The organism is Rhodococcus sp. Leaf233, from assembly GCF_001426165.1.
GTDB classification, from domain to species: Bacteria; Actinomycetota; Actinomycetes; order Mycobacteriales; family Mycobacteriaceae; genus Rhodococcoides; species Rhodococcoides fascians.
Genome location: NZ_LMRO01000001.1, coordinates 873776 through 898237 on the forward strand (window position 1 = coordinate 873776; position 24462 = coordinate 898237).

General features: G+C 64.4%; 21 protein-coding genes. 18 read left to right on the top strand and 3 right to left on the bottom strand.

Features of this window, described 5'->3' with window-relative positions:
• The first annotated feature begins 51 nt into the window (after nt 1-51).
• The 17 genes from ASH04_RS04330 (at nt 52) to ASH04_RS04410 (ending at nt 21186) form a co-directional block, all read left to right on the top strand.
• Nucleotides 52-864, top strand: a complete 813-nt coding sequence (locus ASH04_RS04330) for a TIGR03084 family metal-binding protein (protein ID WP_032369698.1) — start codon at nt 52-54, stop codon at nt 862-864.
• Nucleotides 861-2588, top strand: coding sequence for an acyclic terpene utilization AtuA family protein (locus ASH04_RS04335; protein ID WP_057472794.1), 1728 nt, complete (start codon nt 861-863; stop codon nt 2586-2588). The genes ASH04_RS04330 and ASH04_RS04335 overlap by 4 nt, the downstream gene beginning before the upstream one ends.
• The gene (locus tag ASH04_RS04340; protein ID WP_057472795.1) at nt 2585-3733 is read left to right on the top strand and encodes an acyl-CoA dehydrogenase family protein; all 1149 of its coding nucleotides are present in this window, start codon (nt 2585-2587) and stop codon (nt 3731-3733) included. The genes ASH04_RS04335 and ASH04_RS04340 overlap by 4 nt, the downstream gene beginning before the upstream one ends.
• Nucleotides 3730-5328: an acyl-CoA carboxylase subunit beta gene (locus ASH04_RS04345; RefSeq protein WP_027498168.1), complete on the top strand. Its 1599-nt coding sequence runs from the start codon at nt 3730-3732 to the stop codon at nt 5326-5328. The genes ASH04_RS04340 and ASH04_RS04345 overlap by 4 nt, the downstream gene beginning before the upstream one ends.
• Before the next feature lie 7 nt (nt 5329-5335).
• Nucleotides 5336-7312, top strand: coding sequence for an acetyl/propionyl/methylcrotonyl-CoA carboxylase subunit alpha (locus ASH04_RS04350; RefSeq protein ID WP_057472796.1), 1977 nt, complete (start codon nt 5336-5338; stop codon nt 7310-7312).
• Nucleotides 7309-8469: an acyl-CoA dehydrogenase family protein gene (locus ASH04_RS04355; protein ID WP_032386263.1), complete on the top strand. Its 1161-nt coding sequence runs from the start codon at nt 7309-7311 to the stop codon at nt 8467-8469. The genes ASH04_RS04350 and ASH04_RS04355 overlap by 4 nt, the downstream gene beginning before the upstream one ends.
• A complete protein-coding gene (locus ASH04_RS04360) occupies nt 8469-9221 on the top strand; it encodes an enoyl-CoA hydratase family protein (RefSeq protein WP_057472797.1) in 753 nt (250 codons plus the stop codon). Before ASH04_RS04355 ends, ASH04_RS04360 begins: the two co-directional genes overlap by 1 nt.
• A gap of 25 nt (nt 9222-9246) precedes the next feature.
• Complete coding sequence (locus ASH04_RS04365; RefSeq protein WP_027498164.1) at nt 9247-9870, top strand: TetR/AcrR family transcriptional regulator; 624 nt, start codon at nt 9247-9249, stop codon at nt 9868-9870.
• Between the two features lie 46 nt (nt 9871-9916).
• Nucleotides 9917-11332 carry a guanine deaminase gene (locus tag ASH04_RS04370; protein WP_057472798.1) on the top strand — a complete coding sequence of 472 codons (1416 nt, stop codon included), beginning with the start codon at nt 9917-9919 and terminating at the stop codon, nt 11330-11332.
• A 72-nt stretch (nt 11333-11404) separates the two neighbouring features.
• Entirely contained in the window at nt 11405-11923 is a 519-nt protein-coding gene (locus ASH04_RS04375; protein WP_027498162.1) for a DUF3558 domain-containing protein, read from the top strand.
• Nucleotides 11920-12462: a DUF3558 domain-containing protein gene (locus tag ASH04_RS04380; RefSeq protein WP_057472799.1), complete on the top strand. Its 543-nt coding sequence runs from the start codon at nt 11920-11922 to the stop codon at nt 12460-12462. Before ASH04_RS04375 ends, ASH04_RS04380 begins: the two co-directional genes overlap by 4 nt.
• A gap of 276 nt (nt 12463-12738) precedes the next feature.
• Nucleotides 12739-13113, top strand: a complete 375-nt coding sequence (rpsL, locus tag ASH04_RS04385; RefSeq protein ID WP_027498160.1) for a 30S ribosomal protein S12 — start codon at nt 12739-12741, stop codon at nt 13111-13113.
• 1 nt (nt 13114) lies between these two features.
• On the top strand, nt 13115-13585 hold the full coding sequence (gene rpsG, locus ASH04_RS04390; RefSeq protein WP_003941856.1) for a 30S ribosomal protein S7: 471 nt from the start codon (nt 13115-13117) through the stop codon (nt 13583-13585).
• 95 nt (nt 13586-13680) lie between these two features.
• The gene (fusA, locus tag ASH04_RS04395; RefSeq protein ID WP_027498159.1) at nt 13681-15783 is read left to right on the top strand and encodes an elongation factor G; all 2103 of its coding nucleotides are present in this window, start codon (nt 13681-13683) and stop codon (nt 15781-15783) included.
• 102 nt (nt 15784-15885) lie between these two features.
• Entirely contained in the window at nt 15886-17076 is a 1191-nt protein-coding gene (gene tuf / locus ASH04_RS04400) for an elongation factor Tu (protein WP_032365471.1), read from the top strand.
• A gap of 277 nt (nt 17077-17353) precedes the next feature.
• Nucleotides 17354-18664: a 3' terminal RNA ribose 2'-O-methyltransferase Hen1 gene (locus ASH04_RS04405; protein ID WP_235579921.1), complete on the top strand. Its 1311-nt coding sequence runs from the start codon at nt 17354-17356 to the stop codon at nt 18662-18664.
• On the top strand, nt 18661-21186 hold the full coding sequence (locus ASH04_RS04410; protein WP_057472801.1) for a polynucleotide kinase-phosphatase: 2526 nt from the start codon (nt 18661-18663) through the stop codon (nt 21184-21186). Before ASH04_RS04405 ends, ASH04_RS04410 begins: the two co-directional genes overlap by 4 nt.
• A gap of 70 nt (nt 21187-21256) precedes the next feature.
• Here the strand turns inward: ASH04_RS04410 and ASH04_RS04415 are convergent, their stop codons facing one another.
• From ASH04_RS04415 to ASH04_RS04425, 3 genes are read right to left on the bottom strand one after another with little or no spacing between them, the layout of a single operon-like run.
• A complete protein-coding gene (locus tag ASH04_RS04415) occupies nt 21257-21646 on the bottom strand; it encodes a hypothetical protein (protein ID WP_057472802.1) in 390 nt (129 codons plus the stop codon).
• A gap of 20 nt (nt 21647-21666) precedes the next feature.
• A complete protein-coding gene (locus ASH04_RS04420; RefSeq protein ID WP_057472803.1) occupies nt 21667-22218 on the bottom strand; it encodes a hypothetical protein in 552 nt (183 codons plus the stop codon).
• Nucleotides 22218-23156, bottom strand: a complete 939-nt coding sequence (locus ASH04_RS04425; protein WP_057472804.1) for a DUF6286 domain-containing Asp23/Gls24 family envelope stress response protein — start codon at nt 23154-23156, stop codon at nt 22218-22220. The genes ASH04_RS04420 and ASH04_RS04425 overlap by 1 nt, the downstream gene beginning before the upstream one ends.
• Before the next feature lie 136 nt (nt 23157-23292).
• Between ASH04_RS04425 and ilvA the strand changes: the two genes are divergently transcribed.
• Entirely contained in the window at nt 23293-24456 is a 1164-nt protein-coding gene (gene ilvA, locus ASH04_RS04430; protein ID WP_218017706.1) for a threonine ammonia-lyase, read from the top strand.
• Nucleotides 24457-24462 lie beyond the last annotated feature (6 nt).

Consider the following 24462-nt stretch of genomic DNA (forward strand, 5'->3'; position numbering starts at 1 on the left):
TAAAAAGCAAGCGTGCTTGCTTTTTTCTCGTGCCTTTGTGAAGCTGGTCCCATGGCAGACCTCGACTCACTCGTCGGCGATCTCCGTGCCGAGGGTGACGACCTCGACGCGCTGGTGGCCGAGTTGGCACCCGAACGCTGGGCGGCACCTACTCCGGCGGCGGGCTGGACGATCGCACATCAGATCGCGCACCTGTCGTGGACGGATCACGTCGCGGAGCGAACCACATCCGCAGCGTCCGGTGATACCGCGGCCGAGGAGGAGTTCGCCCGCACGCTGAAAAAGGCCTGGGAGAACCCCACCGGGTTCGTCGACGACGCCGCCGAGGAGGAAGCGGGCAATCCGGAACTGTTGAGCAGCTGGCGAACCCGCCGCCACGCCATGACGGACGCGCTGAAGCAGGTCCCGTCGGGGGTCAAGATCCAGTGGTTCGGGCCGCCCATGAGTGCCGCGTCCATGGCCACCGCCCGTCTTATGGAGACGTGGGCCCACGGACAGGATGTCGCCGATGCGCTGGGCGTCACTCGCGTGCCGACCGACCGAATCCGCGGAGTCGCACACATCGGCGTCCGGACACGAGATTTCGCTTACGCCGTCAACGAGCAGACTCCGCCGGCGGAACCGTTCGGAGTCGAGCTCACCGCACCCTCGGGCGAAGTGTGGACGTGGGGTCCCGACGACGCAGAACAGCGTGTCACCGGATCTGCACTCGACTTCTGCCTTCTCGTCACTCAGCGCGCACACCGCGACGACCTGGACGTTCGAGCCGACGGGGCCGATGCCGCACACTGGCTCACCATCGCCCAAGCCTTCGCAGGCCCTCCCGGACAGGGACGAGACAAGGCAGGACGCGAGAAAGCATGACCGTACGTATAGGCAACTGCTCCGGTTTCTACGGAGATCGACTGTCCGCGATGCGGGAGATGCTCGAAGGAGGAGACCTCGACTACCTCACCGGTGACTACCTCGCCGAGCTGACCATGCTCATCCTCGGACGCGACCGAATGAAGGACGCGACCCGTGGCTACGCCAAAACCTTTCTGCGGCAGGCCGAGGACTGCCTCGGACTGGCACTCGACAAGGGCGTGAAGATCGTCGCCAATGCCGGCGGACTCAATCCGCGCGGACTGGTCGAGGCGTTGGAGAAGCTCGATTCCGGCGCGAAGATTGCCTACGTGGACGGCGACGACCTCCTCGGCAGGGCAGGCGAACTCGGCCTCGGCAGCCCGCTGACGGCAAACGCATACCTCGGTGCATGGGGAATCGTGGAATGCCTGAACTCTGGTGCCGACGTCGTCGTGACCGGTCGCGTCACCGACGCCAGTGTCATCGTCGGCCCCGCCGCCGCTCACTTCGGCTGGTCGACAACCGATTACGACGCATTGGCCGGCGCAGTCATCGCGGGCCACGTCATCGAGTGCGGTACTCAAGCGACCGGCGGCAACTACTCGTTCTTCACCGAGATCGCCGACATGTCCCGTCCCGGGTTCCCGATCGCCGAGATCGAAGCCGACGGATCCTCCGTCATCACTAAGCACGAGGGCACCGGCGGTGCCGTCAGCGTCGGTACCGTCACCGCGCAACTGCTGTACGAGATCACCGGTGGCCGATACGCGAACCCCGACGTCACCGCGCGCATCGACACGGCGGTCCTGGCGCAGGAGTCCAGCAATCGAGTATCGATCAGCGGGGTCACCGGAGAAGCGCCGCCGCCCACCTACAAGGTCTCGCTCAACGCACTCGGCGGCTTCCGCAACGAATTCACGATGGTGTTGACCGGCCTGGACATCGAGGCCAAAGCCGAACTGGCGCAACGGCAGTTCGAGTCGTGGTTGCCCGCCCGACCGACCGAGTTGGACTGGACTCTGGTGCGTACCGACAAGCCCGACGCCGAGACCGAGGAAACCGCAAGCGCGTTGCTGCGCTGCGTCGCCCGCGACAGTAACCCCGACGCGGTGGGACGCCAGTTCTCGGCTGTGGCGGTCGAACTCGCGCTCGCCAGCTACCCGGGCTTCTCGGTCACCGCACCGCCCGGAAACGGAGCCCCGTATGGGGTGTTCACCGCAGGTTTCGTCGACGCACACGACGTACCGCATATGGCCCACCTGGCCGACGGCACCGAACGCAGCATCGCACCCTCGGCACAGACGCGAGTCCTGGAATCGCTGGTCGAACCGCAACTGCCGGCACCGCGAGCCGCCGAGGACACCATCCGACTACCACTCGGTACCATCGCCGCCGCCCGCAGCGGAGACAAAGGTGGGAGCGCCAACGTCGGAGTGTGGGTGCGCACCGACGACGAATTCGCCTGGCTCGTCCACGCATTGACGGTCGAGACCCTGAAGACGGTGTTGCCCGAGGCCGAAAAACTCACTGTCACTCGGCATGTACTTCCCAACCTGCGGGCGGTGAACTTCGTCATCGACGGCATTCTCGGCCAGGGCGTTGCATCGCAGGCCAGATTCGATCCACAGGCCAAGGGGCTCGGTGAGTGGCTGCGGTCGCGGCACATCGACATCCCCGAAACACTCGTGTTCACAGGAGTGGAGCCTGCGGAACGACCCGACAAGAAAGCAGCACTCGTATGAGCATCTGGACGACGCCGGAGCGTCAGCAGCTGCGCAAGACCGTTCGCAGTTTCGTCGAGCAGGATATTGCGCCGCACATGAATCGGTGGGAGACCGAGGGTGAGATCCCGCGCGAGCTGCACAAGAAAGCGGCCGCTCTCGGTTTGCTCGGCGCAGGGTTTCCCGAGGACGTCGGCGGCGACGGCGGTGATCTTGCGGACGCGGTGCTGATCTGCGAGGAGATGCACCAGGCCGGCGCGTCGGGCGGACTGTTCGCTTCTCTGTTCACCTGTGGAATTGCGTTGCCGCACTTGGTTGCCTGGAGAGATCCTGAGCAGATCGACAAGTGGGTGCGGCCGACGCTGGCGGGGGAGAAGATCGGCTCGCTCGCGATCACCGAGCCGGGCGGCGGCTCCGACGTGGGTCATCTGCGGACCAAGGCGGTCAGAGACGGAGACCATTACGTCGTCAACGGGTCGAAGACCTACATCACCTCGGGGTGCCGTGCGGACTTCGTCGTCACCGCAGTCCGGACGGGAGGCGAGGGGGCAGCCGGAGTGTCGCTCCTCGTCGTCGAAAGGGGCACACCGGGCTTCGAGGTCACCAGCAAGCTCGACAAGATGGGGTGGCGCGCCTCCGATACCGCCGAACTCTCCTTCGTCGACGCCCGGGTTCCGGTGGCCAACCTGGTCGGTGCCGAGAACAGTGGCTTCGTCCAGATCGCACAGGCATTTCTCACCGAGCGTATCGCTCTCGCCGCTCAGGCCTACGCCAGCGCGCAGCGGTGCCTCGATCTGACGCTGCAGTGGGTCCGTGATCGCGAGACCTTCGGAAAGCCGCTCATCGCACGGCAATCCGTACAGAACACCGTCACCGAGATGGCGCGCAAGATCGACATCGCTCGCGTGTACACCCGCTCCCTCGTCGAGCGGTCCATGCAGGAGGACGGTGACTTCATCGCCGAGGTCTGCTTCGCCAAGAACACGGCCGTCGAGTCCGGGGAGTGGGTGGCCAATCAAGCCGTCCAACTCTTCGGCGGACTCGGGTACATGCGCGAGAGCGAGGTCGAACGGCAATACCGCGACATGCGCATCCTCGGTATCGGCGGCGGAACCACCGAAATTCTCACCGGCCTTGCCGCAAAACGATTGGGGTATCAGGCATGAGCGTGCTGAAGTCCACTCTCGACACCGCATCGGAGCAGTACACCGGTGCCACCGAGGCCATGCACACCAAACTGGCCGAGATCGACGCCGAACACGACAAGGCGCTGCTCGGTGGCGGTCAGAAGTACGTCGATCGCCACAAGAAGCGTGGCAAGCTGCTCGCCCGTGAGCGCATCGAATTGTTGATCGACGAGGATTCCGCGTTTCTCGAACTGTGCCCACTTGCGGCGTGGGGCAGCGACTTTCCCGTCGGTGCCAGCACCGTCATGGGTATCGGTGTCGTGTGCGGGGTCGAATGTCTCATCGTGGCCAACGATCCCACGGTCCGCGGCGGATCCAGCAACCCGTGGACCCTGAAGAAGGGGTTCCGCGGCAACGACATCGCCACCCAAAACCGACTGCCGGTGATCTCTCTCGTCGAGTCGGGCGGTGCCGACCTGCCCACGCAGAAAGAGGTGTTCATCCCCGGCGGACGCATGTTCCGCGATCTGACGCAGCTCTCGGCGGCCGGCATTCCGACCATCGCCCTGGTGTTCGGTAATTCGACTGCGGGCGGTGCCTACGTTCCCGGCATGTCCGATCACGTCGTCATGATCAAGGAACGATCCAAGGTGTTCCTGGCCGGGCCGCCCCTGGTGAAGATGGCCACCGGTGAGGATTCGGACGACGAGTCACTCGGGGGAGCCGAGATGCACGCCCGGAAGTCCGGTCTCGCAGACTACTTCGCCGTCGACGAGCAGGACGCCATCCGCATCGGACGCAGCATCGTCTCCCGGTTGAACTGGAAGAAGAAGGGGCCCGAGCCACGCACCGAGGTCATCGAGCCACTCGCCGATCCCGAGGATCTGCTCGGCATCGTCCCCACCGACCTGAAGATCCCGTTCGATCCCCGTGAGGTCATCGCCCGCATCGTCGACGGTTCCGACTTCGACGAGTTCAAGCCCATGTACGGCGGCTCGCTCGTCACCGGTTGGGCAGAGCTGCACGGCTACCCGATCGGCATCCTCGCCAACGCACGCGGCGTGCTGTTCAGCGAGGAATCACAGAAGGCGACGCAGTTCATCCAGCTCGCCAACCGGTCGAACACGCCACTGTTGTTCCTGCACAACACCACCGGCTACATGGTCGGCAAGGAGTACGAGGAAGGCGGCATGATCAAGCACGGATCGATGATGATCAACGCCGTCTCCAATTCGAAGGTGCCGCACATCTCGATCCTGCTCGGGGCGTCCTACGGAGCCGGCCATTACGGCATGTGCGGCCGTGCTTTCGATCCTCGCTTCCTCTTCGCCTGGCCGTCCAGCAAATCCGCCGTCATGGGTGGCGCACAGCTGGCCGGCGTCATCTCCATCGTCGGACGCGCCGCCGCAGAAGCTCGCGGTCAAGCGTTCGACGCGGAGGCCGATGCCGGACTGCGCGCGATGATCGAGAATCAGATCGAAGCCGAATCGTTGCCGATGTTCCTGTCCGGACGCCTCTACGACGACGGCGTCATCGATCCCCGTGACACCCGCACGGTAGTGGGAATGTGCCTGTCGGCCATCGCCTCTGCCCCGATCGAAGGCACCGCGAACTTCGGTGTCTTCCGGATGTGATGCCCGCATGCTGAACAAAGTCCTCGTGGCCAATCGCGGCGAAATCGCCCGACGCGTCTTCACCACCTGCCGCGCGGAGGGCATCGATACCGTCGCGGTCTTCTCCGACGCCGACGCGGCATCTCCCCATGTGCGTGAGGCGGACTCCGCTGTGCGCCTGCCTGGGCAGAGCCCGTCCGAGACCTACCTGCGCGGAGAATTGATCATCGCCGCCGCGGTGCAGGCCGGAGCCGACGCGGTGCATCCGGGATACGGATTCCTCTCCGAGAACGCCGAATTCGCCCGGCAGGTACTCGACGCCGGGTTGACCTGGATCGGACCGCCCGTCAAGGCCATCGAATCGATGGGCTCGAAGGTCGAGTCCAAGAAGATGATGGCCGACGCTGGAGTGCCGGTGTTGACTCGACTCGATCCCGAGTCGGTCACCGAGAACGAGCTGCCAGTACTGATCAAGGCGTCCGCGGGCGGCGGCGGTCGGGGGATGCGTATCGTCCGCAGTCTCGATGCACTGCAGTCGGAGCTCGAGGCAGCCGGACGAGAAGCCCTGTCGGCCTTCGGCGATGGAACGGTGTTCATCGAGCGGTACATCGAAACCGGGCGGCACATCGAAGTTCAGGTCATGGCCGATCGATTCGGCACGGTGTGGACGGTGGGCGAGCGTGAATGCTCGATCCAACGCAGGCACCAGAAGGTCGTCGAGGAAGCTCCGTCGCCGCTCGTCGAACGCATCGACGGCATGCGCGAGAAGCTGTTCGAGGCAGCCACACTGGCATCCGAGGCCATCGGCTACGAGGGCGCAGGCACCGTCGAATTCCTCGCCGACGAAAAGGGAAACTTCTTCTTCCTCGAGATGAACACCCGCTTGCAGGTGGAGCATCCGGTCACCGAATGCACGACGGGTCTCGATCTCGTTGCGCTGCAGATCCAGGTTGCGGCGGGGGAGCGGCTACCGGCCGAACAGCCCACGACTCGGGGACACTCGATCGAGGTTCGGCTGTACGCCGAGGATCCGGCTCAGGACTGGCAGCCGCAGAGCGGTGCCGTGCACCGATTCGATATCTCCGGTGCGCAGTTCGAGGTGTCGGACAAAGCTGGATACATCAGAGTCGATTCCGGCGTCGAGACGGGCAGCGTGGTGGGAACGCAGTACGACCCCATGCTCGCCAAGGTGATCTCCTTCGCCCCGACACGGGACCGAGCGGCGACTCTGTTGGCGAAAGCACTGCAGAACGCCACCATTCACGGCCTGAAGACCAATCGCGATCTGCTGGTCAACATTCTGCGCCATCCGGCGTTCCTGGCGGGCGACACCGATACAGCCTTCTTCGACACGCACGGCCTCGATGTCCTGGCTCAGCCGATCGCGCACGGCCGGGCCGAGGAACTGTCGGCGCTCGCGGCTGCCCTGGCCGACGCAGCGAGCAACGTCTCGCGAGCTCGGGTGAACCGGGGTCTACCCGGCGGCTGGCGCAATCTCCGGTCGCAACCGCAGCGCAAGACGTACAACGACATCACCGTCGAATACTCGATCGGACGCAGCGGACTCGCCTCCTCGGTGGAGGGTGTCGAACTGGTGGAGCACACACCGACCTCGGTGACGTTGGACGACAACGGTATTCGTCGTATCTTCGCAGTGAGCACCTACGGGTCCGACGTGTTCGTGGATTCTTCTCTGGGCCCCGTCCGATTGGCTCGGGCACCGAGGTTCACCGACCCCACCGACGAGGTGGCGGCCGGATCACTGCTCGCGCCGATGCCGGGCAGCGTCATCAGAATTGCTGCTGCGCAGGGCGATACCGTCACCGCAGGCCAGCCCATTCTGTGGCTGGAGGCGATGAAGATGGAGCACACCGTGACTGCACCCGCCGATGGTGTGCTCACCGAACTGAACGTGCAGCAGGGTCAGCAAGTCGAGGTAGGACAGGTCTTGGCAGTAGTCACCGACACGCCAGTAGTCACCGAGCAGGGAGTGGAGCAAGCATGAGTTTCATCGAAACCGAAGAGCAGAAGGGTCTGCGCAACGCAGTCTCGTCACTGGGCAAGCGCTACAACTACATCGACTACGTGCTGCCCAAGGCGCGCAAAGGTGAGCCACTGACCGAACTGTGGAACGAGGCGGGCAAGCTCGGCTTCCTCGGGGTCAATCTGCCCGAGGAATACGGCGGCGGCGGCGCAGGCATCTACGAACTCGCGCTCGTACAGGAGGAGTTGGCTGCGCACGGTGCCGGTCTACTGCTCGTCGTCGTCAGCCCGGCCATCTGCGGCACCATCATCGGCAAGTACGGCACGGCAGACCAGAAGCAGGAGTGGCTCACCGCCCTTGCCGACGGTTCCAAGATCATGGTGTTCGGCATCACCGAGCCCGACGCCGGATCCAACTCGCACCAGATCACCACCACGGCGCGTCGCGACGGTGACGAATGGATCTTGAAGGGCAACAAGATCTATATCTCGGGCGTGGATCAGGCCGACGCCGTGTTGATCGTGGCGCGCACCGAGGATTCCAAGACCGGCAAGCTCAAGCCGGCGCTGTTCATCGTGCCCACCGACGCTCCGGGACTGCAGAAGACGCAGATGGAGATGGACATCGTCGAGCCCGATCATCAGTTCGTGCTGTTCCTCGACGACGTCCGGTTGCCTGCCGAGGCACTCGTCGGTGAGGCCGACGCTGCCCTGATGCAGTTGTTCGCCGGACTGAACCCCGAGCGCATTCTCGGTGCTGCGATGGCTGTCGGTATGGGTCGATACGCTCTGGACGCGGCGGTCAAATACGCCAACGAGCGGACGGTCTGGAAGACGCCGATCGGCGCTCACCAGGGCTTGGCGCACCCGTTGGCGCAGTGCAAGATCGAGCTGGAGTTGGCGAAATTGATGATGCAGAAGGCCGCGGTGCTCTACGACTCCGGCGACGATTTCGGTGCCGCCGAGGCCGCGAACATGGCGAAATACGCTGCTGCCGAGGCCAGTATCAAGGCACTCGATCAGGCGATCCAAACCCACGGTGGTGCCGGGTTGAGCAGTGAATACGGATTGGCTGCGATGCTCGGAGCCGCCCGTATCGCCCGCGTTGCTCCGGTGAGCCGGGAGATGATCCTGAACTTCGTGAGCCAGCACTCGCTCGGCCTGCCGAGAAGCTACTGATGGCCGTTCTCGTCGAGTCGGGCAAGGACACAGCGTATTTGACGTTGGATTCGCCGCAGAACCGAAACGCGCTGTCGTCAATGTTGGTCGAGGAGCTGACAGCGGGCCTCATCGCTGCGGCGCACGACGACGACATCAGAACGATCGTGCTCGGTCACACCGGTACGACGTTCTGCGCCGGTGCAGATCTCCGGGAAGCCGGGGCGTCGCCGGAGCTCCGGACTCGGCAGATGCTGGATCTGATGCGGCTGATCATCGACACCCCGAAACCCGTCGTCGTACAGATCGATGGTCATGTGCGGGCAGGCGGGATGGGGCTCGTGGCGGCGTGCGACGTCGCCATTGCCGGACCGGAAAGCTCGTTCGCGCTGACCGAGGTTCGCCTCGGACTGGCGGCGTCGGTCATCTCCGTCGCCGTGCTGCCGCGATTGACCTCCCGGGCGGCGAGTCGATACTTCCTCACCGGGGAAACATTCGACGGTGCCACGGCCCAGGAGATCGGTCTGGTCACCGTGGCCGACGCCGTTCCCGCGGCCGCGGTGGCCGACTACATGATCATGTTCAGGAAGTGCTCGCCGCAGGGCTTGGCCGAGTCCAAACAGCTCACCACCGCCGCGATCCGACGCGAGATCGACGAGCGCGGAACGGCCGTCGCCGAGCAATCGGCCAGGTTGTTTGCATCGGAGGAAGCCCGAGAGGGGATGATGTCCTTTCTGGAGAAGAGGCCGCCGTCCTGGGCTGCCGAAAAGTAGGTCGAGAAGGAGCAGGGAGATGGTGATGGCGCGCGAACCCAAGCAGGATCGCAGCAGGGTGACGCGTCAGCGACTGCTCGAGGCGACGATCGACTCGCTCGCCGAGCAGGGCTGGAGCGCAACGACGGTCGGGGTCGTCGCCGAGCGCGCCGGCGTCTCTCGCGGTGCCACCCAACACCATTTCCCGACGCGTGAGGACCTCATCACCGGGGCACTCGAGTACATGTTCGACACTCGGATGGACCATGCTCGCCGCGAGGCACAGGAGATTCCGCCCGGACCCGGCCGAACGAAACTGGTGGTGGAGAGGCTCGTCGAGTACTACACGGGTCCGATGTTCAAAGCGGCGCTGCAGGTCTGGACGGCGGCGTCGGCCGATCCGGAACTGCGTGATCGGATCGTCCCACTCGAAGAGCGATTCGGTCGTCGAGCACACACGATGGCCGTCGAGAACCTCGGAGTCGACGACAACGATCCCGTCACCCACCGTCTGGTCCAGGCGACGCTCGACCTGGCGCGTGGGCTCGGTCTCGCGGACGTCCTGACCGACGACGCGCGTCGCCGCGTCGAAATCGTGCGAGCCTGGGCCGATGTGCTCGATGCCTCGCTGAACGCGCGGCTGTCCGCCGTAGGAGCGGTAGCGCACTAGACGCGCACGATCTGCAGTTCCGATCGACCTGTGCTTGAGTCGGCTCGTGACTTCCGATTCCGCACGCGTCCACCGTGGCCATATCTTTCACATCGCGGGCTCGCCCACGGTGCTCGAGGCCGCAACCGCGTTGGTGTCCATTCCCGACGGTGCCCTCGTGGTCGGCGGCGACGGCAGGATCGAGTACTGCGGCGAGTTCGATTCTCTACCAACGCACTACGCTCATTCGGATGTGTTCGATCATCGGCCCGGCTTCCTACTGCCGGGATTCGTCGACACGCACATCCACTTCCCACAGACCTATGCCGGCGATTCCTACGGCGGCGGGCAATTGCTCGAATGGCTGAACACGTGCATCTTTCCGTCCGAAGCACGATTCGCCGATCCGGAATTCGCGGCGGCGGCCGCGCGCGACTTCTGCGCAGCACGCATTCGCGCTGGGACGACGCAGGCCATGGTGTTCGGATCGGCATTCCCGCACGCACAGGATTCTTTGTTCTCCGAGACGCTCGAGCACGGACTGCGCATCGTCAGTGGCCGCGGGATCCAGACCACCGGCCCCGCGTCGGCGCACGCGCTGATCACCGGTGAGGACGAGGCGATCCGCCTGGTGTCCGAGGAGATAGAGAAGTGGCACGCCGCCGACACCGGCGATGTCGACACCGCGATGCTGCACGTCGCCGTCGTACCGCGTTTTTCTCTGTCGGTGACCACGGAGACGCTGAGGAACCTCGGCGAGCTCTACGACTCGGTGCGGGCACGTGGCGTCTACTTTCACACGCACCTCAACGAGAACAACCGACCGGGCACCGGCGAGATCGACGCCACCAAGGGTGCGTACCAGGTCGAGAGTTACCTGGACACCTACGACGGCAAGTTCCTGCCGGGCTCGCAGCTAGGTGGCAAGAGCCTGCTGGGTCGACGGTCGATTCTGGCGCACGCGGTGCACTGCGAGGACGCGGAACTGACGAGGTTGGCCGAGACGGGTACTTCCATCGCGCACTGTCCCACCTCGCAGCAGTTCCTGGGCTCGGGCACGATGCCGTGGAAGAGAACCGTCGCCGCCGGGGTGAACATCGCCATCGGGTCCGACTTCGGAGGCGGTGACGAGTGGCTGCTCCCGCAGGTACTGGCCGACGCGTTCAAGGTGCACATCTCCGAACCGGGAGACGCAGGCCTGTCGCTGCATCCGGCCGAACTGTTGTTCACCGGGACGCTCGCCGGGGCACGTGCACTCGACATGGAGGAGCGCATCGGCAACTTCGACGTGGGGAAAGAGGCGGACTTCGTCGTCGTCGATCCCGACGCGTGGCCGCAGCTGGCCGCGGCCGTCGACCACGGCGTGCGGGCCGAGGACCCCGAGCTGGCCCGCGACCAGACCCTGTTCGCCCTGCTGATGGCCATGCGAGAGCCGGCCATCGTGGGTGTGTACGTCCAAGGACGCGCTGTGCACGGCACATGACCGCTGCCCTGTTCGATTGGTAGGTTCGGTGCGACGCGAACTGCAGCATCGGACCAGCACGCGAAGGACGGCATGAAGCGAGTGACACTGGTGATCACCGCGGTCGCCGCGCTGATCGCAGGTTGCGGTGGCTCGGATACCGACGCCGCCGATACCGCGCCCGAGCCGTCGACGAGCAAGGCCGCGTACGAGCCCGGCCCGTTCTTCGGCGAATGCGGATCGATCAGCGACGCCGAGGTGCAGGCCGCGTTCGGTGCCGGACCGTTTGCCCAAGTCACCCGCAACTCCGTCGGCTGTCAATGGGAAACCGTGGCCATCAGCGGACCGAGTGTCAGCTTCTCCTGGTATCGCGGCAGTCCGATCGGCCGCGAACGCGCCGGGTCCGAACTGATCGGCCGTCCGGCCAAGGACATCGCCATCGACGGCAACCCCGGATTCGAAGCCGAGCAGGGCCCGTTGTGCGAGATCGGTGTGCAATTCGGCGACGACTTCTTCCATTGGTCGGTCACCTACTCCGAACAGATCCCGGCGCGCCCGCCGTGCGACGTCGGGAACGAACTGGCGAAGCTGACCGTGGAGCGTAAGCAATGAAATCTCGAGCAAGTACTTCGAGACGGGTTTTCGCCGCCGCAGCGACCCTGCTGCTCGCGGCCGGTTGCTCTCTGACGGTCGAGGGCACGGCCAAGCCCCAGTCCTATGCAGGCTCGGGCAACCAAGAATTCACCAAGTTGTTGACCGAGTGCGATGCCGTCTCCGACGACCAGATCGCCGATGCCACCGGAGCCGACGACATCGCTCGTGGCTTCTTCGGAGCGATCTGCCGATGGGATCTGATCGGTTCCGCGGGCATTGTGAAGGTGACGTTCAACTGGTTCGAGTCCGGCACCCTGGCCGCCGAGCGGGCGGCCGACGAGAAGATGACGTACACCGTCAGCGACACAACAGTGCAGGGCCGCAAGGCAATACAGGCTCAACGCCCGAACGACCCGGACTCGTGTGGAGTGTCGGCCGGAGCGGACCAGGCGGGCATCTTCGGGTGGTGGGTGCAGTACCGTCCGGGCGTCGCACACCCCGATCCCTGCCAGGCCGCAGCGAAGCTGGCAGACCTCACACTCAACCTGAGTAGATAGGTTGCGTATCAGAGCGAAGGGTGTTTTGACCCGAGGCCGCGCCGCCGGGTATCGTTATGGGTCGTGTCCGGCCTGGCCGGACCGTTTGTGTGCCTATGCGAGGTACAGCCGTGCGCACGTTCGTCTCGAGAGCGCGCAACCGGCTGGACGTGTGGGGGTATGCGACACACCCGACCGCGGGGTGCAAGAGACCCGCGGAGACGTCATGGGTGAGGAGCAGTGTTCTCTTGCTCCAACTGCTAGATCCCTGTTTATCGACACGAAGAAAGCCGGTTTATGCCAACGATCAACCAGCTGGTCCGTAAGGGTCGCACCGACAAGGTCGCGAAACTGAAGACCGCTGCCCTCAAGGGCAGTCCCCAGCGCCGTGGTGTGTGCACTCGCGTGTACACCACCACCCCCAAGAAGCCGAACTCCGCTCTCCGTAAGGTCGCGCGTGTTCGCCTGACCACCTCGGTAGAGGTCACCGCATACATCCCCGGTGAGGGCCACAACCTGCAGGAGCACTCGATGGTGCTCGTTCGCGGCGGTCGTGTGAAGGACCTCCCGGGTGTGCGTTACAAGATCATCCGCGGCTCGCTCGACACCCAGGGTGTCAAGAACCGCAAGCAGGCTCGCAGCCGCTACGGAGCCAAGAAGGAGAAGAGCTGATATGCCACGCAAGGGCCCAGCACCCAAGCGGCCGCTGATCAACGACCCGGTCTACGGATCGCCGTTGGTCACGCAGCTCGTCAACAAGATCCTTCTCGACGGCAAGAAGTCGACCGCAGAGCGCATCGTCTACCAGGCGCTCGAGCAGGCTCGCGAGAAGACCGGCACCGACCCCGTCGTCACGCTCAAGCGTGCACTCGACAACGTCAAGCCGGCCCTCGAGGTTCGCAGCCGACGCGTCGGCGGTGCCACCTACCAGGTGCCCGTCGAGGTTCGTCCCGGCCGCTCCACCACGCTGGCACTGCGCTGGCTGGTCACGTTCTCGCGCGCTCGTCGCGAGAAGACCATGGTCGAGCGTCTGGCGAACGAGTTGCTCGACGCCAGCAACGGCCTCGGTGCCGCTGTGAAGCGCCGCGAAGACACTCACAAGATGGCCGAAGCCAACAAGGCGTTCGCCCACTACCGCTGGTGATCTCCTCGCTCGGGCGGTGTTCGGAACTTTCCGATGCCGCCGGAGCGTTGATCAGCTCAGGCAATACCTCTTCCAACACCAAGGCGGGTTAACTCGTGGCACAGGACGTGCTGACCGACCTCAACAAGGTCCGCAACATCGGCATCATGGCCCACATCGATGCCGGCAAGACCACCACTACCGAACGCATCCTCTTCTACACCGGTATCTCCTACAAGATCGGTGAAGTTCACGATGGCGCAGCCACCATGGACTGGATGGAGCAGGAGCAGGAGCGTGGCATCACGATCACCTCTGCTGCCACGACGTGCTTCTGGAACGACAACCAGATCAACATCATCGACACCCCCGGTCACGTCGACTTCACCGTCGAGGTGGAGCGCTCGCTCCGCGTCCTCGACGGCGCTGTCGCAGTGTTCGACGGCAAAGAAGGTGTCGAGCCGCAGTCCGAGCAGGTGTGGCGTCAGGCCGACAAGTACGACGTGCCGCGTATCTGCTTCGTCAACAAGATGGACAAGCTCGGCGCGGACTTCTACTACACCGTGCAGACCATCATCGATCGTCTCGGTGCCAAGCCGCTGGTCATCCAGCTGCCCATCGGTGCAGAGAACGAGTTCGAGGGCGTCATCGACCTCGTGCAGATGAAGGCTCTCGTGTGGAGTGGCGAGACCAAGCTCGGCGAGAAGTACGAGATCCAGGAGATCCCGGAAAACCTCAAGGAGCGCGCAGACGAGTACCGCACGCAGCTGCTCGAGACCGTGGCCGAGTCCGACGAAGCGCTTCTGGAGAAGCACTTCGGCGGCGAAGAGCTCACGATCGACGAGATCAAGGGCGCCATCCGCAAGATGACGGTCAACAGCGAGCTGTACCCGATCCTGTGTGGATCCGCGTTCAAGAACAAGGGCGTTCAGCCCATGCTCGACGCGGTCATCGACTACCTCCCGTCTCCCCTCGACGTTGCCGAGACCATCGGACACGCCGTCGGCGACGAGGAGAAGGAGATCACTCGCAAGCCGTCCGCAGACGAGCCGTTCGCGGCTCTCGCGTTCAAGATCGCGACGCACCCCTTCTTCGGCAAGCTGACCTACGTCCGGGTGTACTCGGGCAAGGTCGACTCCGGCGCTCAGGTCATCAACTCGACCAAGGGCAAGAAGGAGCGTCTGGGCAAGCTGTTCCAGATGCACTCCAACAAGGAGAACGCGATCGCGACCGCGTCTGCCGGTCACATCTACGCCGTCATCGGCCTCAAGGACACCACGACGGGTGACACGCTCTGCGATCCGCAGAACCAGATCATCCTCGAGTCCATGAGCTTCCCGGACCCGGTCATCCAGGTCTCGATCGAGCCCAAGACCAAGTCCGACCAGGAGAAGCTGGGAACAGCCATCCAGAAGCTCGCCGAAGAGGACCCCACGTTCTCGGTGAAGCTGGACGAGGACACCGGCCAGACCGTCATCGGCGGCATGGGCGAGCTCCACCTCGACATCCTCGTCGACCGTATGCGTCGCGAGTTCAAGGTCGAGGCCAACGTCGGCAAGCCGCAGGTTGCGTACCGCGAGACCATCCGCAAGACGGTCGAGAAGCACGACTACACGCACAAGAAGCAGACCGGTGGCTCCGGCCAGTTCGCGAAGGTCATCATCAAGCTCGAGCCTTTCGAGGGCGAAGACGGCGCGACGTACGAGTTCGAGAACAAGGTCAGCGGTGGTCGTGTGCCCAGGGAGTACATCCCCTCGGTCGACGCCGGTGCACAGGACGCCATGCAGTACGGTGTTCTCGCCGGATACCCCCTGGTCAACGTCAAGGTCACACTGCTCGACGGTGCGTACCACGACGTCGACTCGTCGGAAATGGCCTTCAAGGTCGCCGGCTCACAAGCGTTCAAGGAAGCCGCCCGCAAGGCCAGCCCCGTCATCCTCGAACCCGTCATGGCCGTCGAGGTCATCACGCCCGAGGATTACATGGGTGAGGTCATCGGCGACCTGAACTCCCGCCGTGGTCAGATCCAGGCCATGGAGGAACGCAGCGGTGCCCGTATCGTCAAGGCACTGGTTCCGCTGTCGGAGATGTTCGGCTACATCGGAGACCTTCGGTCGAAGACGCAGGGCCGCGCTAACTACTCCATGGTCTTCGATTCGTACGCAGAAGTTCCCGCGAACGTAGCGAAGGAAATCATCGCGAAGGTCAACGGAGAGTAATTCTCTTCGTTTGCTGGACCACGCTCGACCTGTAATAAGTAACAACACATACGCGTGCGTGCCCCGTCGGGGCCCGCACAGATCAGTCCAGGAGGACACACAGTGGCGAAGGCGAAGTTCGATCGGACGAAGCCGCACGTCAACATCGGCACCATCGGTCACGTTGACCACGGTAAGACGACGCTGACGGCTGCAATCACCAAGGTTCTGCACGACAAGTTCCCGGACCTGAACGAGGCCTCGGCTTTCGATCAGATCGACAAGGCTCCGGAGGAGAAGGCTCGTGGTATCACGATCAACATCTCCCACGTCGAGTACCAGACCGACAAGCGCCACTACGCGCACGTCGATGCACCGGGTCACGCCGACTACATCAAGAACATGATCACCGGCGCGGCACAGATGGACGGCGCAATCCTGGTCGTGGCAGCTACCGATGGCCCGATGCCGCAGACCCGCGAGCACGTGCTCCTGGCCCGCCAGGTCGGCGTGCCGTACATCCTGGTCGCACTGAACAAGGCCGACATGGTCGACGACGACGAGATCATCGAGCTCGTCGAGATGGAGGTCCGCGAGCTCCTCGCTTCGCAGGAGTTCGACGAGGACGCACCGGTCATCAAGGTCTCCGCACTCAAGGCACTCGAGGGTGACGAGAAGTGGGGCGAGTCGGTTCTGGAGCTCATGCAGGCCGTCGACGACTCGGTTCCGGACCCCGTCCGTGAGACCGACAAGCCGTTCCTCATGCCCGTCGAGGACGTCTTCACCATTACCGGCCGTGGCACCGTGGTCACCGGACGTATCGAGCGCGGCTCGGTCAACGTCAACGAAGAGGTCGAGATCGTCGGCATCCGCCCCGGCTCGACCAAGACCACCGTCACCGGAATCGAAATGTTCCGCAAGCTGCTCGACTCGGGCCAGGCAGGCGACAACGTCGGCCTCCTCGTTCGTGGCATCAAGCGCGAAGACGTCGAGCGTGGACAGGTCATCATCAAGCCCGGCACCACGACTCCCCACACGGAGTTCGAGGGCAACGCCTACATCCTCTCGAAGGACGAGGGCGGCCGCCACACGCCGTTCTTCAACAACTACCGCCCGCAGTTCTACTTCCGTACCACGGACGTTACGGGCGTTGTGACCCTCCCCGAGGGCACCGAGATGGTCATGCCCGGTGACAACACCGAGATGTCCGTCACGCTGATCCAGCCGGTCGCCATGGACGTCGGCCTGCGTTTCGCAATCCGTGAGGGCGGTCGTACCGTCGGAGCCGGTCGCGTCACGAAGATCATCAAGTGATCTAGCTTCACCCAGCTCTACGAAAGCGGCACCCACCTTCTGGTGGGTGCCGCTTTTGCGTGTGCACGCGACCTCCTCAATGTGCGACCTCCTCAATGTGCGGCCTCCTTTTGTGGCACTCCCGTTGGACGGCCCTCCCGTCGGGATCAATGTGGGTTTCAGTCGCTCAGACTGCAACAAAGTCGCATTGATCCGGCGGGTAGAGGGGAGTACACGACCGAAAAATGGGACGCATCGGACGCGGCTGTCCCGTAACGTCGCTGCGGTGCTACTGACCGTGACTGCAAATGCCACAACCGATTTCCCGGACGCCTCCGATATCGGGTATTTGTTGCACAAGCACCCCGATCGCGTACAGACTCGCAACCTGCCCATGGGCCAGACCACGGTGTTGTATCCCGAGGTCTCGGCAAAGCGGACAACCCTTGCAGTACTGCTCGACGCCACAGACGGCAAGAGTCCGGCCGCATCAGGGCTTGCTGTGGCGTTGTCTCGCCTGTTCAAGCAGACGCTGGCAGGCGTCTGTACCACAAGACCCGAATTGGTCTCTGCAGCAATCGATTTGATCGTCACGATGCCGGCCGCGCCGTCGCGCGGTGCGACTGATCTTGCGCCTCGGCTGTTTGGTCCCCTCGGATGGAATGTCGAGGCCACTCCGATCCCACTGGATTCGACGCAGCCGAACTGGGGCGACTCCGAGTTCGTGGATCTGGTACTCACCGGCACCTTCACCCTGTCGGCTGCGCTGCGGCACCTGTACGTACTGCTGCCAGTGCTCGACGACACCAAGCACTATTGGGTCGGTGAGGACGAGGCGGACAAACTCGTTCGGGCAGCGGGTGATTGGCTCGGCGATCACCCGGAGTCGTCGTTGATCGCCGCCCGATATCTTGCGCACCGCCGGGAGCTCGTCGAGTCCGCACTCGATCGTCTGGTCCCCGATGCACCCGAAGAGGTTGTCAGCCCACGGGATCCGACGTTGGCCGAGCAGCGACTACACGCGGTGCTGGCTGCACTCGGTGATGCCGGTGCAAAGTCGGTCATCGACATGGGTTGCGGCGAGGGTCGTCTGTTGCGTGAGTTGCTGGCACACAACACAATCGAGAGGATACTCGGTGCCGACGTGAGTGATCGTGCGTTGGCGAAGGCGCAGCGCAGGCTCCGGCTCGACGAGATGTCGGATCGGCAGCGTGGACGCATCGAACTGCTCCAGTCGTCGGCGACCTATCGCGACGTGCGGTTGCAGGGATTCGACGCGATGGTGCTCATGGAGGTCATCGAGCACATCGATCTCGAACGCCTTCCGGCGTTGGTGCGCTCGGTATTTAGAGAGGCCCGTCCGAGGTCGGTGCTCGTCACCACGCCGAACTCGGAATACAACGTGCTGTATCCGGGCCTCGACGCCGGGGCTTTTCGGCACGTCGATCACCGTTTCGAGTTCACCTGCGCCCAATTCGAGCAGTGGGCGACGTCGGTGGCGGACGCACACGCCTACACGGTTCGCTTCGACCGCATCGGACCCGTCGACGACGTGCTCGGTGGCCCTACCCAGATAGCGATATTCACCAGAGAGGAGCAGTCCCAGTGAGTACCTACGAGATTCCGGACCTGTCCCTCGTCGTCCTCGTCGGCATCAGTGGATCAGGGAAGTCATCCTTCGCTGCAGACCGGTTCGGCCCGTACGAAACCGTGTCGAGTGATGCCTGTCGAGGGATGGTCAGCAACGACCCCAACCTGCAGAGCGCCACGAAGGACGCGTTCGCGCTCCTGGAATTTCTCGTCGCAACCAGGCTGCGGGCCGGTCTGCTCACCGTCGTCGACGCCACCAACGTGCAACCGGCGGCTCGCAAGGCCCTGATCGCACTGGCTCGTGAGCACGATGTCCTTCCGGTTGCCGTCGTGCTCGACGTGCCGGAACCGGTCTGCGCACAGCGCAACGCGGACCGCAGCGACAGGACGTTCGGCCGAGACGTGCTGCGCCGCCAGCAGTCCCAGTTGCAGCGCTCGATGCGAGGGCTGTCCAAAGAAGGCTTTCGCTCGGTTCATGTCCTCGACGGTGTCGACGCGGTGGCGTCGGCGACGTTCGTTCGTACCCCGCTGCGTAGCGACCGCCGGGAGCTTTCCGGGCCTTTCGATGTGATCGGCGACATTCACGGATGTCTGTCGGAGCTCGAAAGCCTGCTCACGACTTTGGGTTACACGCTCGAGCGCGACGCAGACGGTAGGGCAGTCGGTGCAACGCCGCCGGAGGGTCGAACGGCGGTGTTCGTCGGGGACTACGTCGACCGTGGGCCGAATTCGGTCGGTGTGCTGCGGCTCGTGATGGGGATGGTGCGAAGCGGCGCAGCACTGGCAGTTCCGGGCAATCACGAGAACAAGCTCGTCAAGGCGCTGCGAGGTCGGAAAGTCACTGCCTCACACGGTTTGGCCGAGACACTCGAGCAGCTCGACGGCGAGACCGACGAGTTCCGCCGCGAGGTGCTCGAATTCTGTGATGGTCTCGTCGCACACCTGGTGCTCGACGGCGGAAGACTCGTCGTTGCGCACGCGGGGTTGATCGAGAAGTACCACAACCGCGCGTCGGGCCGAGTACGTAGCTTCGCCCTGTACGGCGACACCACCGGCGAGACCGACGAATTCGGGCTGCCGGTGAGGTATCCGTGGGCTCAGGACTATCGCGGGTCGGCGACTGTGCTGTACGGACACACTCCGGTGCCGGAGGTGCAGTGGGAGAACAACACTGCGTGTCTGGACACGGGGTGTGTCTTCGGCGGCAAGTTGACGGCACTGCGGTATCCGGAGCGGGAGGTTGTCTCGGTGCCGGCGGAGCAGGTCTGGTACGAGCCGACCCGGCCGCTGGGTGGGTTCGTTCGGGAGTCGTCGTCGCTGGATCTGTCGGACGTCATCGGACCGACCGGAGTGGAGACTGCGCTGCGTGGGCGTGTGTCGATTCGGCCGGAGAATGCCGCGGGCGCATTGGAAGTGATGAGCCGGTTCGCCTTGGCTCCGCAGTGGCTGCACTACCTTCCGCCGACGATGGCACCGAGTCGTACCTCGGAACGAGAGGGTTATCTCGAGTACCCGACGGAGGCATTCGACGCGTATCGGGCGCTCGGTGCGTCGACGGTGATCTGCGAGGAGAAGCACATGGGCTCGCGGGTGGTCGTCGTGGTGTGTCGCGATGCCGACACCGCTCGGGCGAAGTTCGACGCTCCCGACGGTGTCCTCGGCACCGCGTACACGCGGACCGGTCGGCCGGTGTTCGACGAGACCGTGACCGGGGTGCTGATCGCTGGGGTGGCCGACGCTCTGGAGGGGGCCGGCGTGTGGGACGAATTGTCCTCGCACTGGCTGGTTCTCGACTGCGAACTGATGCCGTGGTCCGCCAAGGCGGAGGGCCTGATCAAGTCCGAGTATGCGGCACCTGCGGCCGTGTCCCGGGCGAATCTCGAGGCCGAGGAGTCGGTGCTCGCTCGGGCGGCCTCGCGCGGCCTGGCCGTGTCCGAACTGCAGGAACGGAACGTGATTCGGCAGCGCAACCTCGCCGAGTTCACTGCTGCGTATCGGCGGTACAGCTGGCCGACGGATGGACTGGCAGGCGTCAGTCTCGCCCCGTTCCAGCTGTTGGCCTCCGACGCCGGCACGTATGCGGACCGCCCGCACGAATGGCACCTTGCACTGGCCGATCGACTGGTGGCCACTGCGCCGAAGCTGTTCACGACGACGCGTCGGATCGAGGTCGATCTGTCGTCGTCGGATTCGGTTGCGGCAGGGGTGACATGGTGGGAGGAGTTGACGGCACAGGGCGGTGAGGGAATGGTCGTCAAACCGGCGGCCAACATGCCGCGCGGAAAGATGCAGCCCGGCATGAAGGTTCGTGGCCGGGAGTACCTGCGGCTGATCTACGGTGCGGATTACACCGACCCTAATCGACTCACTGCACTGCGTAACCGAAACGTGGGACACAAGCAGTCGATGGCGCTACGCGAATACGCGCTCGGCATGGAGGCGTTGGACCGATCGGTGCGTGGTGAACCGTTGTATCGCATCCACCAGGCCGTGTTCGCGGTACTCGCACTGGAATCGGAGCCGGTGGACCCGCGGTTGTAGGTGCCTGCGGCAGTGGTGTGGCTATGCGCCATCTGGGGCACATAGCCACACCACTGCGGCGAAGCCGCACTCAGGCCCGCGGCGACGAGAACGGTGTGATTCCGGCACCGATGGGTGCTGCGATTGCCGCACTCACCGCTATCGATGCCCAGAAGGTGGTCGAGTCCAGCATCACGCCTCCGGCAAGTCCGCAGACCGCGACGACGATGCCACATCCGATCAGCAGTGCTGATCCAACAGCGGCGTGGAGCAGGCCGATTCGATCGGGTGCACGACGGGCGTTGAGCCAGATCATCGTCCCAGTCATCGCGAACACCAGAGGGACGTAGAAGTAGAGGGAACTGTCGCCGAGTTTCGAGGCGAACGCGGCAATCACCAGTACTGCTCCGAATGCCACCGGGACAGAGAGGGGCATTCCGCCGGACCATCGCTCGAATCTGCTACGCGTCGATGCCGTCATGGATTCACCGTAACGTGACGTCAGGTCCGTTTGTCGATGTGCAGTTGGACGCGTGTCGCCACATTCGCGCCGCCCAGAGACCGTGCCACGAACGCAGCGCGAGACTCGGCTTCGGCAATGAAGCCGACTACGTCGAAATCGGCTGCAGCATAGACCGATATGGTGATGGTGGGCATACCTCGGTCGTCGATGGCAGTTCCCCTGGCCCGTCTGACACCAGGGAACTGCGCCAACTCCGCCGCCACGCCCGACGCGATCGCACTCAGGTCCACATGCGCCGAGAAGTGTGGCTCCTCGATGACGCTCGCCGTTCCGGTCGTGCGTGGTGAGAAGTTGCCGATCAACAACACCAGCGCCGCGACGACGGCCACCGCGACGACGATTGCCAGAGTCGGTACCCACCAACCCTGCTGCGGCAGTTCGGCAATACGAGCACGCTCGAAACGAGAGAGCGTCTCCCGTGCCCACGGAACGTCGTAGTGCCACGCAAGTGCGAAGCCTCCACCGGCGAGGAGAGTGGCTCCCGCGATCACGGCAACGAGTCGATCCACCCCTGCGACAAAGGTTTTCACTACGACACCCGTGTCGGTTGCGACACCGAGTGCAGCACCGTCAGACGCCGCCCACCCGCGGCGACGGACAGTACCGGACCGAGGGCAGCGCGCACGGCAGCGTCGGCACTGTCCGGAGAAACAGCTCGATCTCGCTGCACCCGGACCTCGATCTTCCTGCGTGTGACGACGGTATGCGCGTCCACGACTCCGCGGGTGGACTGCGCTGCAGCACTGCACAATCGAGCGATGTCGGTCGGCGTGGCCCAGACGGTGGGCGTCGGGCCGCCCAATCCCGAATGAGTTCTCGTCCGAGGTTTGACGCCCGCGAAGACGAAGAGTGCACCGACGACGATCGATCCGACGGCGGGCGCGATCATCCACCCCTGCCAGTGCAGTTGCGAAACCCAGTGCACGGCATCGGCGATCCATGGACTGCCGTCCAGGTGTCCCTGAGCGATGAAGAATTCGCGGCCGGCTACGAACGCCACGGCGAGGAGGGCGAACCCGAACACCAGCGCCACCGGCATCGCCGCGGGACCGGCCGTGGGTGGTCGAGGTGAAACCACCGCTGCAGCAACATCATCGGCAGCAACACCGTTCGTGGGACCGCGCGCCGTACGGTCCAGCGCGGTATCCGACACCAGCACGTTCACCCGATGCACGTGCACGCCGGTCATCGTCGCCAGTGCGGCCTCGACGGTGCGGTGAACCGACTCGGTCACGTCGGTGATCTGCGAGGGCCAGCGCACTCCGATGTAGAGGTTGACCGAGACTGTGTCTTCTCCGAGGGTGACGTCGGCTCGGGGAAGTTCGCGGCCGGTCAAACGCGACATGCCGCCGGTGGTGCGGGTGACCCGAGGGTCCTTCGATGCCGCCGCGATGGCCGTTCTCGACAGCGCACGGTGTTTGATCTCCAGACTTCCGCGCGACTCGTCGCGGGCACTGTGGTGTTGCACTCCACAACTGTAGTGACGCGGTGCACCTCGGCCGGATCGGCGGCGCAATTCTTCCTGGCATACTGCGGTTGTGTCGGAAATCGTTCGGGTGACCACGTCGGATATTGCCTCGGCCGAGGCGTTGCTGGAGCCGGTCATGCGCCGGACGCCGGTGGTCGCGTCACGGATTCTGTCCGACCTGACCGGTCACGAGGTGCGCCTCAAATGCGAGAACCTGCAGCGCACCGGATCGTTCAAGCCGCGCGGGGCGTACAACCGCATCGCCCGACTCGACGCCGACCAGCGAGCCCGAGGCGTGGTGGCGGCCAGCGCAGGCAACCACGCTCAAGGTGTCGCGTGGGCCGCGTCGCAGGTGGGGATCACCTCGACGGTGTTCATGCCGGTCGGAGTGTCGCTGCCCAAACTCGTCGCCACCAAGGCGTACGGCGCGACGGTTCATCTGGTGGGCAATACCGTCGACGAGGCTCTGACGTCGGCACGGGAATTCGCCGACCGTACCGGTGCCACGCTCATCCACCCGTTCGACCACCTCGATATCGTCGCCGGGCAGGCGACGCTCGGAACCGAACTGCTGCAGCAGATGCCGGATGTCGGCACCATCGTGATCCCCACCGGCGGCGGGGGACTGTTGGCGGGGGTCGCTGCTGCGGTGAAGCTGACGAAACCGGACGTCAGAGTAATCGGCGTGCAGGCCGAGGGCGCGGCCGCGTGGCCGGCGTCGTTGGAGGCGGGCCACCCGATCGCGCTGACGTCGATGTCGACGATGGCCGACGGCATCGCTGTCGGTCTCCCCGGGTCGGTGCCGTTCGATCATGTGCAGGGCTGGGTCGACGACGTCGTCACCGTCAGTGAGGACGCGCTGTCCCGTGCCTTGGTGCTGTGCATCGAACGAGCGAAGCTCATCGTCGAACCGGCCGGTGCCGCTGCGGTGGCAGCGCTGATGACGCACTCGGCCGAGGAATTGGGCCTGACCGGTTCGGTGTGCGCGGTGCTCTCCGGCGGAAACATCGATCCGCTGCTGCTCACACATGTCATCACCCACGGACTTCGGGCCGGCGGACGTTATCTGGCAGTGCGGGTGACGATTTCGGACAAGCCCGGCGGGCTCACCGGCGTCCTGGGGGTCGTGCGCGACGCCGGTGCGAGTGTCGTCGACGTCGTGCATTCCCGCACCGGCGGACGCTTGGGCCTCGAGGAAGTCGACGTCATGTTGACCGTCGAGACACGCGGACCCGATCACCGCGGCACGGTGCTCGACGCCCTGGGCGCAGCGGGATATGCGGTGCAGGTCGAGAACTGACGGCCG